The organism is Chitinophagaceae bacterium, assembly GCA_016717285.1.
In the GTDB taxonomy this organism is placed as follows: Bacteria; Bacteroidota; Bacteroidia; order Chitinophagales; family UBA10324; genus JACCZZ01.
The window spans coordinates 1-16,365 of the sequence record JADKFU010000005.1 but is presented as its reverse complement, the minus strand read 5'-3'; the positions used below and the strand labels follow the sequence as shown (position 1 = coordinate 16,365).

General features: G+C 41.6%; 13 protein-coding genes and 5 pseudogenes. 7 read left to right on the top strand and 11 right to left on the bottom strand.

Annotated features, from left to right (window positions below; translation table 11 throughout):
- Positions 1–162: 162 nt before the first annotated feature.
- The 3 genes and pseudogenes from IPO83_10075 (at position 163) to IPO83_10065 (ending at position 5,555) form a co-directional block, all read left to right on the top strand.
- Positions 163–2,686: pseudogene (locus tag IPO83_10075) on the top strand (bifunctional UDP-N-acetylmuramoyl-tripeptide:D-alanyl-D-alanine ligase/alanine racemase).
- Positions 2,687–2,748: 62 nt separating this feature from the next.
- The gene (locus IPO83_10070) at positions 2,749–4,170 is read left to right on the top strand and encodes a LamG domain-containing protein (protein MBK9731613.1); all 1,422 of its coding nucleotides are present in this window, start codon (positions 2,749–2,751) and stop codon (positions 4,168–4,170) included.
- A 68-nt stretch (positions 4,171–4,238) separates the two neighbouring features.
- Entirely contained in the window at positions 4,239–5,555 is a 1,317-nt protein-coding gene (locus tag IPO83_10065) for an IS1380 family transposase (protein ID MBK9731612.1), read from the top strand.
- A gap of 84 nt (positions 5,556–5,639) precedes the next feature.
- Here the strand turns inward: IPO83_10065 and IPO83_10060 are convergent, their stop codons facing one another.
- From IPO83_10060 to IPO83_10030, 7 genes and pseudogenes are all read right to left on the bottom strand, one after another.
- Complete coding sequence (locus tag IPO83_10060) at positions 5,640–5,945, bottom strand: DUF4286 family protein (protein ID MBK9731611.1); 306 nt, start codon at positions 5,943–5,945, stop codon at positions 5,640–5,642.
- A gap of 140 nt (positions 5,946–6,085) precedes the next feature.
- Positions 6,086–7,308 (bottom strand): annotated as a pseudogene (locus IPO83_10055) (rod shape-determining protein RodA).
- Positions 7,305–9,131 (bottom strand): annotated as a pseudogene (mrdA, locus tag IPO83_10050) (penicillin-binding protein 2). Before mrdA ends, IPO83_10055 begins: the two co-directional pseudogenes overlap by 4 nt.
- Before the next feature lie 233 nt (positions 9,132–9,364).
- Positions 9,365–9,835, bottom strand: a complete 471-nt coding sequence (gene mreD / locus IPO83_10045) for a rod shape-determining protein MreD (GenBank protein ID MBK9731610.1) — start codon at positions 9,833–9,835, stop codon at positions 9,365–9,367.
- Entirely contained in the window at positions 9,825–10,043 is a 219-nt protein-coding gene (locus IPO83_10040; protein ID MBK9731609.1) for a rod shape-determining protein MreC, read from the bottom strand. The genes mreD and IPO83_10040 overlap by 11 nt, the downstream gene beginning before the upstream one ends.
- Positions 9,997–10,659, bottom strand: coding sequence for a rod shape-determining protein MreC (locus IPO83_10035; GenBank protein MBK9731608.1), 663 nt, complete (start codon positions 10,657–10,659; stop codon positions 9,997–9,999). The genes IPO83_10040 and IPO83_10035 overlap by 47 nt, the downstream gene beginning before the upstream one ends.
- Before the next feature lie 73 nt (positions 10,660–10,732).
- Positions 10,733–11,752: pseudogene (locus tag IPO83_10030) on the bottom strand (rod shape-determining protein).
- Between the two features lie 549 nt (positions 11,753–12,301).
- Between IPO83_10030 and IPO83_10025 the strand changes: the two are divergent.
- The 4 genes from IPO83_10025 (at position 12,302) to IPO83_10010 (ending at position 14,250) form a co-directional block, all read left to right on the top strand.
- The gene (locus IPO83_10025; protein MBK9731607.1) at positions 12,302–12,511 is read left to right on the top strand and encodes a choice-of-anchor L domain-containing protein; all 210 of its coding nucleotides are present in this window, start codon (positions 12,302–12,304) and stop codon (positions 12,509–12,511) included.
- A 48-nt stretch (positions 12,512–12,559) separates the two neighbouring features.
- Positions 12,560–12,826 carry a choice-of-anchor L domain-containing protein gene (locus tag IPO83_10020; GenBank protein MBK9731606.1) on the top strand — a complete coding sequence of 89 codons (267 nt, stop codon included), beginning with the start codon at positions 12,560–12,562 and terminating at the stop codon, positions 12,824–12,826.
- Positions 12,802–13,095: a choice-of-anchor L domain-containing protein gene (locus IPO83_10015; protein MBK9731605.1), complete on the top strand. Its 294-nt coding sequence runs from the start codon at positions 12,802–12,804 to the stop codon at positions 13,093–13,095. The genes IPO83_10020 and IPO83_10015 overlap by 25 nt, the downstream gene beginning before the upstream one ends.
- Positions 13,096–13,884: 789 nt before the next feature.
- Positions 13,885–14,250, top strand: coding sequence for a hypothetical protein (locus IPO83_10010; GenBank protein MBK9731604.1), 366 nt, complete (start codon positions 13,885–13,887; stop codon positions 14,248–14,250).
- 130 nt (positions 14,251–14,380) lie between these two features.
- Here the strand turns inward: IPO83_10010 and IPO83_10005 are convergent, their stop codons facing one another.
- The 4 genes and pseudogenes from IPO83_10005 to IPO83_09990 form a co-directional block, all read right to left on the bottom strand.
- A complete protein-coding gene (locus IPO83_10005) occupies positions 14,381–14,587 on the bottom strand; it encodes a hypothetical protein (protein ID MBK9731603.1) in 207 nt (68 codons plus the stop codon).
- A gap of 253 nt (positions 14,588–14,840) precedes the next feature.
- A complete protein-coding gene (locus IPO83_10000) occupies positions 14,841–14,984 on the bottom strand; it encodes a hypothetical protein (protein MBK9731602.1) in 144 nt (47 codons plus the stop codon).
- Positions 14,985–15,007: 23 nt separating this feature from the next.
- A complete protein-coding gene (locus IPO83_09995) occupies positions 15,008–15,232 on the bottom strand; it encodes a hypothetical protein (GenBank protein MBK9731601.1) in 225 nt (74 codons plus the stop codon).
- A 90-nt stretch (positions 15,233–15,322) separates the two neighbouring features.
- Positions 15,323–15,941, bottom strand: a pseudogene (locus tag IPO83_09990) (hypothetical protein).
- Positions 15,942–16,365: the final 424 nt, after the last annotated feature.

Here is a 16,365-nt window from a genome sequence, read left to right as displayed (position 1 = left end):
TTGTTGCATTGCTAAATTGTTTAATTGCTGTTGCTATAGAATCCCAACAATTTAACAGTTTAACAATTAAGCAATTCTATTCAATGAATTCCGATTACTATTTCCCTGGCACAACGCCTTTTTTCTCCTATTTTTGCCGCCTCAATATAGATATGAATTAAGATGGAGACGAAAGGGTACTCGCCTGAACAACTGGCGAAAATTGTAAAAGGCAAGTTGATTCAAAATGCTGCTGATAACTATATAGAACACATTGTGCTTGACAGCAGGAAGATCAATTATTCTGAGCACGCTGTATTTTTTGCTTTGAAAGGAATCCGCAGGGATGGGCATCATTACATTGCCGAGCTTTATGAAAAAGGTGTCCGCAATTTTGTTGTGAGCGATACACCTGAATCAGGCTTATTTCCGGAAGCAAATATTATTAAGGTAAAAGATACTGTACAGGCGTTACAGTTGCTGGCTGCGAACCATCGCAGCAGGTTTACCATTCCTGTAATAGGTGTGACCGGCAGCAATGGCAAAACGATTGTAAAGGAATGGTTGCATCAGTTGTTGCAACCAGATTATCATATCATCCGAAGTCCCAAAAGTTATAATTCGCAGATCGGTGTTCCATTGTCTGTGTGGCAAATGAACGACATGCATCAACTGGCCATCTTCGAGGCCGGCATTTCACAACCGGATGAAATGCAGAACCTGCAGAAGATCATTCAACCTACGATTGGCATTTTCACGAATATAGGTAAAGCTCACGGCGAAGGATTTCTGAACATCCGCCAGAAGATCAATGAAAAATTGAAACTGTTCATTCATGCAGATATAATTATCTATTGCCGTGATTATCTCGACATCAATGAATGCCTGATGAATGCCAAAGCGCAAATGAAAAAAGCAGATCCTGATTTTGAGGGTTTGAAAACTTTCTCCTGGTCAAAAAATAATCTTGATGCCGATGTGCAGGTAAAAAGTATTGTCAAGAATACCGGGCTCACATCTTTCGCTGGAACAAAAGGAGAAATATTTTCCTTCGCCATTCCTTTCATTGATGATGCTTCCATAGAAAACGCTGTTCATTGCTGGATGCTTATGCATCATCTCGGTGTGTCTTCGCTGGTGATTGCACAACGGATGCAGGATCTCAACCGGGTGGCCATGCGATTGGAGATGAATGACGCCATCAATAATTGCTCGTTGATCAACGACAGCTATAATTCAGATTTGAATTCACTGGCGATTGCATTGGATTTTCTGTCGCAGCAAAAACAGCATGAAAAAAAGACGCTGATACTTTCCGACATTCTCGAAAGTGGCATGAGTGATGAAAAACTATATCGTGACGTGAGTCACCTCGTCCTTTCAAAAGGTGTTGACCGCCTGATCGGAATTGGTGCAACTATTTCGAAACAGCGGGAATTGTTTGCGGGAAACAGCAAACTCGCGACTGCATTTTTCCCCTCTACCGAAGCGTTTCTCGAAGCATTTTCCGGGGATCTGTTTGCTGACGAAACCATCCTGTTAAAGGGTGCCCGGCCTTTTGCATTTGAGCACATTGGAAAACGGCTGGTGCAGAAAGCACATGAAACCATATTAGAAATTGACCTGAATGCGCTGCTTCACAATTTAGCTGTATTCCAGAGTTTGCTGAAACCGCAAACGAAGATTATGGCGATGGTGAAAGCATTTTCCTATGGCAGCGGAAGCTTTGAAGTTGCTAATGCCTTACAATTTCATAAAGCAGATTATCTCGCGGTAGCATATGCAGATGAAGGGGTAGAGCTCCGGAAAGGAGGTATCACGATGCCTATCATGGTAATGAATCCCGAACAAAAGAGCTTTGATGCAATCATTCAATATCAACTGGAGCCGGAATTATACAGCGTAAGATTAATGAAACAATTCATTCATTCGGTTTCCATTAGCCGGATAAGATTAAGGAAGCCTACCCCATTCACCTTGAACTTGAAACAGGAATGAACCGGCTTGGATTCAATGCAGATGACCTGGAGGAATTGCAACAACAACTTTTGCAAATTCATTGCTTCGTGTGAAGACTATTTTCACGCATCTTGCCGGAAGTGAAGATGCTTCCCTCGATGATTATTCACGAATGCAGATTCATCGTTTCAGTATGATGAGTGGATCAATTATTAAACGCCTCAATTATCCTGTTTACCGACATGTGCTTAATTCCGCAGGCATCTCCCGGTTTCCGGACGCACAATTTGAAATGGTAAGACTCGGCATCGGACTATATGGAATTGATGCTACAGAAAAAGTGCAACACCTTTTAAAAAATGTTAGTACCCTGAAAACCACGATCTCGCAAATAAAAAAAATAGCCGCGGGTGAAACGGTTGGGTATGGCAGAATGGGTATGGCTTCCAATGACCTGATGATTGCTACAGTGGGTATTGGATACGCAGATGGACTTAACAGAAGCTTAAGTCGTGGTGCAGGCAAAATGATGGTTCGCAACAAACTTGCACCCATCATCGGAAACATCAACATGGACATGACGATGATTGATATCACCAACATTCCGGATGCTGAAGAAGGTGATGAAGTGATTGTTTTTGGTGACGCCTTGCCGGTTCAGCAATTGGCGCAATGGGGAAATACGATTCCTTATGAGGTGTTGAGTACGATTTCGAGGAGGGTGAAGAGGGTTTATTACCAGGAATAATGAACTGTTCTAATGGATGATATTAATATTTTATTATCTTGTTATTTCAAAAAATATATTTTATGAAAAACAACTCCTTATTTCTTGCAGCCCTGCTTCTGATTGGAGTGAGTGCCTTCGCTCAAAATCCTTTGACAGACAGCTTAATCGCTTATTATCCTTTTGATGGAAACGCGCTCGATGCGTCCGGAAATGGAAATGACGGAACAGTGAATGGAGCCACATTAACAACGGACCGGTTTGGAAACCCGAACAGCGCTTATAAATTTGATGGCACGAATGATTACATCGAATATATAGCTGGTTCAAAATTTAAACCTGAAACTTTTCCTGTCAGCATGACTGCATGGCTGAAATCCAATACTCCTTCAGATGTAGGCACATTTTTTAAGAACGACAATGCCATCAATGTGTATACAGGATTTATCTTTCAGATACAGGTAACCTGGGGAGGTGTGTTAGAAGTGCATTATGGTGATGGAGGAACTTCAAATTCCTATCATAGACGTTCTAAAGGTGGATTGGTTCCGATCAATGACAACCAATGGCACTTTGTTGCCTGTGTTGTAAGAGGACCCACTGATATGGATTTATTTATCGATTGCAATTACGATGAAGGATTTTACGATGGAACCGGAGGTGAGCTTGTCTATACAAATGCCGACGGAACTTCAGGCATATATGATGTGGTTGCCGGAACTTATTATTACAAAGGGGCTCTTGATGAATTGCGATTCTACGATCGTGAACTTACACTCAATGACCTGCTGACGATTCACTCCTTTCCCAATCCTTATGGAACACTATCCGTAGCCTTAGGCACCGACGTTAATATTTGTCCCGGAGGAGAAGTAACACTTAGTCCGGTTGTTACAGGTGACATTCAATCTTATGCCTGGTCAAATGGCGCTGTGTCTTCTTCATTGATTGTGGATGAACCCGGACCATATTGGGTTTCAGTCTTTGATGGTTGTTCTTTTGCTTACGATACTATTAATGTAATCATGAGTAAACCCATCAGTGTATACTTACCGGAAGATACAATGGTTTGTATGAATGGATCACTTTTGATTGATGTGGGAAGTTTCTACAACAGTTATCTTTGGTCGACTGGTGAAACAACCTCTTCCATTCTCATTACTGAACCGGGAGTTTATGAAGTGACCGTTGAATTAAATGGATGTTATGCAAGTGATTCAGTAAATGTGACACAGGAAATTTGTGATGGAATTTCAGAAGTAAGCCAACATCCTATTTCTCTTATTTATCAACCTGACAATCATATCGTAGAAGTAACATGTGGCACTGGTTGTAATCCTCAAAAAATTTATGTTGAACTTTTAAATTCTATTGGACAAAAAGTGTTTCAATCAGATCCGATACTTTTAAGTGATAATACCTCCTATTCATTTCAATTACCTGACGACATTTCCAATGGTGTATTTATTTTAAACCCAGATTTAGCAGTTGAAAACTTAGGGTAAAGAAATGTACGGGTATATTGAAGAAATATTGACCTTAGTTGGAGTAAGCAAATCTTACAGTAAGCGCGATGTCATTAGCAATAGAATTCAGTGATAAAAAGGTTACTCCGTGGGGAGGACTGATTTTGATGAAAGAACTGTTGGATCGGACGGGGATAAGAGAAAAATTGAGGACCCTTGGTCTTCCCGAGAGCCACAGCAATAACAGCATTGATAGTTTAACAATGGTCGAATCATTCTTTGCATCGGTTTGGATTGGAGCAACGGCGTTCAGCCAAACAGCGGTGATCAAATTGGATGATACGATCAAAGAAATATTCGGATGGAAGCGTATACCGAGCGGAACTACTTTTGGAAGATTCTTCAAGAAATTTTCATGGGAACAAAACAACCGGATATTTCCGGAACTGAATCAGTGGTTTTTTAATCAGGTTCAATTGAAGAACTATACGCTCGATGTTGATTCTTCAGTCATTACCCGATATGGAACAGGAGAGGGAAGTTTGATTGGCTACAATCCCATGAAAAAGGGAAGAACTTCCCATCATCCATTGTTTGCTTTTGTGAGTGAATTAAGAATGGTGGCTAACTGCTGGCTTCGAAGTGGCGATACGGCAAGTGCAACAAACATCATCGCGTTCTTAGAAGAAACCCTGGCAATATTAAAAGACAAAACGATTGGCTTATTCAGAGCCGATTCTGGTTTTGCCAGCAATACAGTATTTGAATACCTGGAACAACGACATATCCCATATGTAATAGCAGGCCGGATGCATGCTGTTTTGCAATACAAAATTAAAGACATCAAAAACTGGATTGCTATTGGACAAGGAATCTGGATATCGGAAATAGAGTATCAAGCAGCACGATGGAAACAGCCCAGAAGGATGGTAGTGATCAGACAAGATGTGCAGATACGCCCCAAAGCAACTGGTAAACAACTCAGGAAATTATTTGATGACACTTTGTATTACCAACACTACCGCTACCACAGTTTCATTACCAATCAGACACTGCCTGCCAAGCAAATATGGGAGCAGTACAAAGAGCGGGCAGATGCGGAAAATCGCATACAGGAACTCAAATATGATTTTGCACTGGAAGGATTTAACATGAAAGAGTTTTTTGCCACCGAGGCAGCGATGCGAATGGTCACAGTAGCCTATAACCTGATGAGTTTGTATAAACATGTAACCTCGCAAACAAGCGCCCAGCAACGGCTTCACAGCATCAGAATCAACTGCTTTGCAGTCGGGGGTTGGATTGTAAAACAAGGATCAAAACGCATTCTCAAACTTGCCGTTAGAATCGAAAAACGACCCTGGATGGAAGGATTATTGAAAATAGTACGAGATGTGGGAATGCCATTATCTCTTAAAACTTAATTCCTACTGCAAAATCCGGGTTAAACGTTAAAACTGATAGTGAAAGCCTTTTAAGGAAAGTAATTACCTGTTCACGGTAGTTTTTTATCCCACCACTTCCATCAGCGTTCTGAATAACACGAATTTATCTTTATAACGTTGATTGAATTCTTCCCGTAGTGCAGTAGCATAGACATCGATATAATAATTGAATTTTTCCAGGCTCTCACATTGGTATTGAATAACGTAAGTCGAATCTTCATCATCAGGCTGGTCAAGCAATCTGCTGATGCGTGCTTCAACAAATTGTCCGGTCAGGAGTACATCAGGAATATGCCTGGTCTTCATCCAGTGCAGCCATTCGGTTTCCGCGTCTTTTGCGATTTGTATGGTTACGTTGTAGAGGAGCATGGTTAGTAGTGGGTAGCGAGAATAAGTCGTTAGTCGTTAGTAAAAAGTCATTGGTCATTGAGTTGTTGAGTCACTATCTGGTTGATGGGTTAGGTGTTAATAATCGGGGCATCGGCACATCATATTATCGGCACATCAACTCACCGCAACACCGCCAACCGGTCTCCATCCAATTTCACCAGAATAAACAGTAAGATAGTAAATGACCACAATGAAGAACCACCATAACTTATAAAAGGCAACGGAATTCCTATTACAGGCATTAAGCCAATCGTCATTCCAACATTAATCAACAGGTGAAAGAAGATGATTGAAGCAACACCATATGCATAAATCATCGAAAATCTTGATCGCTGTCGTTGTGCAACATGCAGTATCCGCAAAAGCAAGGTGAGGAAAAGCAGCAGCAAAAGCGTGCTTCCTAAAAAATCCATATTCTTCGCCAATCGTGCAAAAAATAAAATCAGTGCTTTGCTCCGGCACAAAATTATACTTGGTAAGTGTTCCCTTTAAAAATCCCTTTCCCCACAAGCCACCAGAACCAATTGCAATTTTTGACTGTCTGACATTGTAATCAGCGTCTTTTACCTTTACTTCCTTACCTAACAAAACACTCACACGTTGTTGCTGATGCGGTTCCAGTAAATTATTGAACACAAAATCAGTGGTGAGTACATATCCCGATGACAACACAAATGCCGCGATCAATGTGAAAAGCACTTGCCTGTTTCTCCGCGAAAAAAAATAATAACAGTCCTCCAATCAAAAACAAAATCAGTATCAGTAAGTATTTATCAATTACCAATGACAGCACGGAAAGCATGATCACATATAAACCAATGGCCAGGTAGGAGCGTGGTAAGCCGAAACGAAACATCACCAGGAAAAAAGCAACATATACAATTGATGACCCTGCATCGCCCTGTAACAATATCAGTGCAGCAGGAAACATAAAAAATGTGATTGCAATAATTCGGGTCCGCATCAGCTTCATGTTAATGTTCATGCCGCTCAGGTATTTGGCAATCGCAAGGCTGGTCGCGAATTTTGCAAACTCAGAAGGCTGCAACTGAAAACTTCCTATATCAATCCAGTTCTTATCTCCTTTCACAGTGCTGCCAATTACAAATACTGCCAATACCAACAACATCACAGCACTGTAAATAACATATGCAAACGCAGGATAAAACTTGCTATCCGTCAGTAATACCGCACCAGCCAGCAGAGCTGCTCCCATGATCCAGAGAAACTGACGGCCATAAGCACGATCAATATCAAAAATGCTTGGTTGCAGTTCATCGTAAGTTGCAGCAAAAATCGATAACCAGCCAATCAGCACCAATGACAGGTATAAGCTGATCATGATCCAATCAATTCCTTTATTAACGGGCCGTTCCAATCAGGTTTGATTATTGAAATAAGATGGGTGGTAAACATTCGCTCTTCAAGGTATTTCCTGGGTGCAGAAATGGTATCATTCAAATATTTTTCCATCATTAAACTCGCGATGGGCGCTCCATAAGTTGCACCGAAACCCGCATTTTCCACAATCACCGCAATTGCAATCTTAGGATTTTCAATCGGTGCGTAACACACAAAGAGAGAGTGATCATCTCCATGCGGATTTTCGGCCGTTCCGGTTTTTCCTGCAATGCTTACACCTGGAATCTGTGCAACCCTGCCTGTTCCTGCTTCCACTACCAATTCCATCCCTTGAATTACCAGGTCAAAATAGGATGGATCAACCGGCACGGTGTGTTTTACAATTGTTTTCTTCAATGTCGAATCATCATCAATAATCTTTTTCACCAGGTGCGGTGCTACCCAATAACCTCTGTTTGCAATCGCAGCTATCACATTGGCCATTTGCAACGGTGTTTCACCCAACTCACCCTGGCCAATACCAAGAGAAACCACTCCAACAGAATTCCATGAACCTTTGCCATAAATTTTATCATAATACGCTGATCCGGGAACAAAACCATATCCTTCATTCGGTAAGTCGAGCCCTGTTTTTACACCAATACCAAATGTGGCCAGCATGGCTTTCCATTTATCCAACCCTTCTGCTACATTTTTTGTGCTGTCATGATCTATCGTTCTTCTGAAATAGTTACAGAAATAACTATTGCAGCTATGCTGAATGGCATTGGAGACTCCGGGAACAAAACCTGAATGATGACAACCTACTCTCAAACTTCCCACATAATACGCTCCCGGACAAGGATACGTGCTGAACTCATGTATGGAGCCTTCCTGCAACCCTATTAATGCCAGGGTAGGTTTATACGTTGAGCCTGGTGGATAAGAAGCTTTGATTGGGCGGTTGAACAGTGGATTGGAACTGTCAAGCAACAGCTTCCTGAAATTTTTCCACGATCCTGGCCTGTAAGTAAAGATGGATCGTAACCCGGACTGCTTACCATTGCCAGCACTTCGCCGGTAGCAGGTTCAATAGCAACCACACTTCCAACTTTGCCATTCATCAATTGTTCACCATATTGCTGTAATGTAATATCCAGCGAACTGATCATGTTGAACCCGGGAATAGCGGCGGTATCAAATTTTCCCTCATTAAAACTACCCTGCTCACGGTTATGTACATCCACCAAAACAAAGCGGGTTCCTTTTACGCCACGTAATACTTTTTCATAAGACTGTTCGATACCTCCGGTGCCAACATAATCACCCTGCCGGTAATATCCGTTTGATTGTTCTATTTGTTTGGGAGTTACCTCACTAATATAGCCAAGTGTGTGTGCCGCCGAATGATAAGGATACGCGCGCACTGTTCGCACCTGACCATAAAATCCGGGGAAACAGATAGAGTTCTTCCTGCACAGTCGCATACTTTTCTACCGAAATTCCTTTTACAAACAAGGAAGGTTTGTAACGCGAGTATTGACTGGCTTTGCGAAGTGTTTCCTTAAAAGTGGTATCCGAAATACCAAGCAGGTCACAGAAGCCCAGCGTATCGAGTTCTTTCACCTGCCCCTGGGACTACCCACAGATCGTATTCTTTTTGATTGTCGATAATTAGTTTCCCATTACGGTCAAATACCAATCCGCGCGCAGGAAACACAGTGACCTGCCGCAACACATTTGCATTCGCAAGCTGTTTGTAATCCTTATTGACAATTTGGAGATAAAAAGCCTGGCCACAAAAATGGCCACTACAATCACCATGGCATACTGTAAAGTAAAACGTCGTTGCTGAAATAAATCGGTCATGATGGCTCCGTTAAACTAACGGATAAAATATTATTTGGAAAGCGGCAGCAAAATTACATTTCGAAATATGATTCTCAACAGTTGTTTCAAAAAGATATGCAGAAAAAATAACAGTGTGTGCCGGCAAAGCAGTATTCACAATATCGCCCGTTTCTTTCGCCTGTAGAATAAATATTGCAAGGTCACCATCAGTGCACTGATATGGCAGTGCTTACTGCAATCTTGGAGATCACGAATAAAAATTGACTAAAACTCAATGTTTCTATCATGAAAAAAACCAGGTGATGCATGAATACCAATACCGATGCATAAACCATAAACCAAAGAAAACCCATTGAAGCGATAGTGGGTCTGTCTTCCGGCTGATAACCTGCCGCGGGCCTTAATAGATTGATCATGTAAGGACGAAGAAACGCCACCACTGTTGTTGCAGCAGCATGCAATCCAAGCGAATTGGAATACAGATCAATCACAATTCCGCACAGGAAACCAATGATGAGCACCAGCGATGGCGGAGTTTCAAAAGGAAGCAACAGAATGAACAGCGGATAAATGTAGGGGTTGAATAAACCATGAAGGTGTACATTATTAAGAATCATCACCTGTGCAAAAGCAAGCAAGGCAAACCGTATGAAATATCCGATGATCCTACTTAACATCTTCCGTTTTGTTAACCAGTGAATCTATTTCGCCGCTCATGAGATTATTGACAACATACACGTAGTCCAGTTTGTTAAAATCCGCTGTCAGCCTTACCCTTATATTGTAAAAATTGCCCGGTTCCTTTAATGAGAAACGTTCAATGGTTCCGATAGGAATATCATCCGGAAAAATACGCGAAACACCACTCGTAAAAAATAGTATCACCGTTGTGTAATTGTTCCTGACGGGTGATCTCTTCAAGGTTTACGAAATTTGGACTTTCTCCATCCCATTTGATCGTGCCACGACTTCCTTCCCTTCTCACACGTGCACTCACCGTTACCTGCGAATGAAGCAAAGAATATAAACTGGCAAAATGATCGGATACATTCTTTACAATACCAACCACACCTGATGGACTGATTACAGCCATGCGGGGAGCAATTCCCTGATCGCGGCCTTTGTTGATGATGATATAATTATTAATACGATTCGTGGAAATCTGTACCACTTCCGCTGGAATATAGGCGTAAAACTGTCTGCCTGCTGAGTCTTTCTTTACCTGCACTTTCGAGGTATCTACATAAAAAGAAGCAGCCTGGTTCGTGCGTAACTGCGCGTTCTCCATGGCGAGTTCTTTGTTATGTTCGCCCAATCTCAGGTATCCTGTTACTTCTGTATAAACGGTAAATGATTTTCCCACCACCTCATCGCTGATATTGAGAATGGCTGCGCGCTGATAGCCGCTGTTTTGAATCATCAATACCACACAGATCACCTCAAGGAAAAGGAAAAGGAAGAAAGCACGGTAATGATAAATAAAGGAAAAGAGATTACGCATGCCGGAAATAATAAGTGGTCATTCGTTAGCAGGTTTTAATTCCACACTTTATTTGGAATGACGCCCAATGCCGTTAAGTCATCAGGAAAGGGAAACGGTAAATATTTTTTAAGGCAATGCCGGTTCCCGCACTACAGCGCGCAACGGATCATCCGCCACACTTACCGGAAGTTTTGTTTTCAGGGAAAGACGCTTATCCAATCCACGAAGCAACGCGCCACCGCCGGTAAGATGCAATCCTGAGCGATGAATATCAGAAGCAAGTTCAGGTGGCGTAGTTTCTAATGCCTTCAGCACTGCTTCTTCAATTTTGAAATGGATTTATCAAGCGCATGTGCAATTTCCTGGTAATTAACAGTGATCTGCTTGGGAATACCAGTCATCAGATCACGGCCATGAACGGCAAAATCTTCCGGAGGATCGTCTAAGTCTACAATAGCTGCACCCACGTTGATCTTGATCGCTTCAGCAGTTCGTTCACCTACCAGCATATTATGCTGGCGACGGATATAATCCATGATGTCAGCAGTAAATTCATCGCCGGCAATACGAATGGATTGATCACATACAATGCCGGCCAATGCGATCACCGAAATGCCGGTTGTTCCTCCTCCAATGTCAATGATCATGTGTCCGACAGGTTCTTCCACATCAATACCGATACCCAGGGCTGCGGCCATTGGTTCATGTATGAGGTAGACTTCACGTGCGCCGGCCTGTTCTGCAGAATCACGCACAGCTCTTCTCCACTTCCGTGATGCTACTCGGGATACAAATCACCATGCGCCATGTTGGCGTAAACAAAAAATCCTTTCGGGTTGATCATTTTGATCATCTCGCGGATCATTGTTTCTGCCGCGTTAAAGTCGGCAATCACACCATCCTTTAATGGACGGATAGTTTTCAGGTTGTCGTGGGTTTTCTCATGCATCTGCATGGCTTTCTTCCCAACGGCTACCACCTTATTGGTAGTGCGGTTGATGGCTACTATGGATGGTTCATCCACCACCACTTTATCGTTGTGTATAATGACGGTATTGGCTGTACCGAGATCAATCGCTATCTCCTGCGTCAGAAAATTGAATAATTTCATCGTGTATTTTCCCTGTAGCGGGCTGGTTTCAAAAATTGCGTGCAAAGTTCAAAAAAAGAAATGAATAATGGTGGGAATTTTATTGAGAGCAGTTGAGGAGGTCATATGCTGGTGTATTGATCTGATGATCTGGCATTGATTTGATGTGCCGATGCGCCGATTTTGATACCTTAATTTTTTTAGTCTCCATAATTTAATTCAGCTTTTTCAATTAAAATGGGCCTATGTTACGACCTACGAAAAAATAAACCACTTAAAACCGACCATTCACAAGTGAATCATAATTGCTTAGCTGATAGCAACCTGTATATTTCAATAAAATCCTTTACACGGTCTAAAATACCAACTGCTTCTTTTCCGTTTTCGTAAATTTACCATCTTTCGAAAAGAGAGTCCGACAAATGCAGCGTAGCTACTATTCCGTATTCCAATATTTAATTTTATGGTCCTTCCTTTTTATTGGTGAAAACAAAAACGTGAATGCACAGGTAATATGCGACACTTCTTTTCAGCAAAACAACTCGTTGACAGTTTCCTTTTAGGTCAGGGATTCGTGCAGGCAATATATCATTTACAGGTCCCAAAGTTGGTATTGCGTATTTCAGGAATGAAACAAATGCTGTCGGTATTGACGATGGCATCCTGCTTTCCACCGGCAGCGTATTTAATGCCAATGGCCCGAATAATACACCCTACATCACCACCAACTTCATGGATCCCGGTGAAGAAGCGGCCGAAAGGCGACCGCGATCTGAATAAGATTTGCCGGAGCGTAACGTATGATGTAAGCATTTTGAATTCGATTTCATTCCTTTCAACAATCACATTTCCTTCTCTTATGCTTTCGGGTCTGAAGAATATCCTGAATACGTAGGTTCCCGTTACAATGATGTTTTTGGATTTATCATTGATGGTGAAAAGCTGAATAATAAAAATCTCGCAGTGATACCGAAGACCCTTCTACCAGTTACCATCAATACTATTAATGACAAAGAGAATGAAGGATATTACATCGACAACGACTATTTCAAAAGTAGAGCTGAAGAAAAATCTTCCCGGACAGAAGAAAAATAAAACCCAATTATACCCTCAGCGACACTTATGAGATCAATAAAAAGAAACTGAAGAAGCTCAATCAGAATCTTGTGAATTCGGTGCAACACGATGGCATGACTGTCGCTCACCGCTTCCGCTTATGGGTTCCGTTTAAGAAATACCACACGAAAATTGCCATCGGCGACGTAGGTGATCCGCAATACGATTCCGGTGTATTTCTCGAAAGAGGTTCATTCATCAGCAAAAAGATCCCGGCCAAACTAAATTTAAAGATTATCAGGACCTGAGCGCCAAACAATTTCGACAGCATTTTTGGTTTGAAAACCGGTGTCACAAAGCCACTAAAAGATTCTATTCAAAGGAAGAAGCTGCGTATGAACGGTTCAATGTCACGAATATTAATTTCGAAACGGCCTCCTATACCATTCCCGATACATCCAAAGATGAATTGAAAGGCCTTACCAATTACCTTAAAGGACATACCCGTTTTAAATGTGAGCTCTATGGCTATACCGACAATCAGGGATCAAAAAATACAATCAGCGCCTGTCAGAAAGCCGTGCAAATGCCGTGATGAGTTTTTTGGTAGCCAATGGCGTTACCTCCTGCCAAAATTGAAATTGCCGGTTATAATTTCGAAAATCCGATTGCGGACAATACGAATGAACGCGGTAGTGCAATGAATCGGAGGGTGTGGAGATTATTTTGGGGGAAGAATGATTAGTTATATGCTAAAAACCAAATACGTAACAAAGTGCTAGTGGTTATCTTTTGCAACTTGTTTAATCCTTTATAGTCTGAGTCATCATAAAAACAAATTACTATTTGGAATGAAATTTTTGTGATAGTATTCATCACTATGTGGATGAATCTGTTCCATGCGGCTGCAACAGTTGTAAACCGATCCGATACTTTTTGTTTGCAGACAAAGAAGTGCCTGACATTGGCATTTTTAAACCGGCACCTTTTGGGTTTATGAAAACACTACTACCGGTGAACGCGACAGTGTAATCGTAACTTCATTTGACTACCGGGCGGACACCATTTTTGATAGCTGTAAAGACAAGCAGGTAATTATGAATTACTCGGAAGGTTACTATACTTACTCGACCAGCTTCTTTTATACTGTAAATTATGTTTCTACCGTGAAAGTGGGACAAGGATTGCTATGGTTAAAGAGAATTATCCGGCTGGACACTTTATTTTCTACTGGTGCCCGCATTGATACCGGATATTGTAATGTGATTGACACCTCAATGTTTTTCGTAAAGTATGCGAATGTTTATCAGCGCATTGACTCTTCCTCTGATTTATATAATGGCAGATTAGTGCGTTTTTACGCTGCTCGAATTATGGTCATTATCAAAAAGAAGATTTTTTATCGGACAGTACCTAACTTCGTACAATTTAAAATTATAGCGAAACAGGTTGGAATCTGGTAGTTCACCCTCCGGGACACGCGATTTGTAACAATTGGTGTTTCCCAACATCGCTGGACAACAACAACAATTGTAAACCAAGAGAAATAAAAATGTCGCCCCCCCCGGGCCGGACGAAACAAATGGAAGATTGTTAATGCTTCAAAGTGTCATCCGTGTTCCCATCCTTCCCTAATGCCTGAATCACGCTCAACTTGAAAACCATTGGTATTCCATATTCATCGTACTTATCAATAGAATCTTTATCGCGCAATAGATCCTCCCGCTGAAGAATGGCAGCAATGCCTTCCCTGTATGCAACTCTACGCAATCGCTGAAAGGAAAAAGCATCGGAAATCAATACCGCGCCTTGCAATTGAAAACCGGATTCCTTTGGCTTTGTGAATCGCCTGGTTCAATGCATCACTACGAGATGTTTGTCCTGCAGCCCATTTCCTACCAGTTGACTGTTTTGGCCAATACAATCGTACTTTATTTCAGATGCTTGACACATTTTTCGCCAAACAATAAATTCGATATTTGTTCGCTGTTGGTGAAACTTTGTCACTGTTTTTAATGTATCAGGCGTTGCAAGCGCTTTGTCTTTATTTTGTTCAATCACACCATTCAATAGGCCTTGAAAGCGCTATTTCCGATCCTTTTTCTGCAGCATAATGATCCGGTTCTTTTCTGTTTCGGTGAATAATCAACGCATCCTGACCCGGGGCCGGAGTAATGATCACTTCAAAATATTTCATTGATTTTTCCGCAACCGTCTTGCTCACCTTCCGTTCAGCACAATGATGCCACCAAACGCTGAAACCCGATCACCTGCCAACGCTTTGATCCACGCATCAACTAAATCCGGCGCTTCTGCAACACCGCAAGGATTGGTATGTTTGATGACCGGACAGGCCGAGTTGATCAAATTTCCGGCAATCAATGCAACAGCGGCATCAATATCTACTAAGCTGCCGTTATAAGATACTTCCTTACCGTTGTTGATCGAAGAGTTCGTTCAAGTCTCCGGAAATAAGTGCCTTGCGATGTGGATTTTCACCATAGCGCAGCGATTTGCTTTGTCAACATACTTTCTTTAAACGTTTACGGCGCTATCTTTATTGAAATAATTAAAGATGGCAGTATCATAATGAGAAGTCACGTTGAATGCTTTCACAGCAAAATTACGGCGGTCTTCGTTGCAGTTCTCCCATTTTTGATTGCAACAGCCGGAGCAGATCAGCATATTCATTTCGCGAAGCACAAATCAATACATCATTGTGAAATTTTTTGCTGCCGCGCGAATAAGTGAAATGCCGCCAATGTCAATCTTCTTGCCAATTCCGATTCGTTATTGGTGGAAGCTACTGTTTCTTCAAACGGATAGAGTCAACTATTAAGAGATCAAATCGATGGAATTTCATGCTCTTCATTTGCGCCATATCTGAAGACAATGCCTTTCGCCAAGACTGTTCTCCGAATGTTGATCCTGATGAAGCGTCTTCTCACGACCACCTTAAATTTCCGGAAAGTCCAAACTTTCAACAGCAACTCAACGGTATATCCAAAGATTTAATAAACGCTTCTGTGCCGCCGGTTGAAATCAACTGTACGCCTAATTCGTGTAGTTTTTTCACAATGGGTTCCAATCCATCTTTATGATAAACGGATATCAACGCGCGTTCAATCTTCAAATCACCATGTCGAGGGTTAATTTTCCGTGTGCTAAAGAAAAGGAAAAGAAGGTTAAGGTATGACGTATCGGGTGATTGATGTACCGATGGTTTAATGTGCCAATGATTTTGAGGTGTTACCGTGCCGTGATGACCGGGATGTAGAAATGTCAAATTATTAAATACAAGCAAAATAGATTCTTCCTTCGTTAGGCATGACAATCGAGGGAAGTAATGACCAATGACTATTGACCATTGGCCATTCTACTATTTCACTGCTTCCAAAAATCTTCACCGGCTTTACATTCATCCTTATGCTGTAGTCTAAACGTTTTCAATCGCATATTTACGCAATGATCCATGGCTTCCAACATCATCCGTCACCACATTATCAGTTTCATATCCTCTTTATCGATTGTAGTCACGCGCAACATTTCATCCATTAGTTCAATCAGGCCTTTCCAAT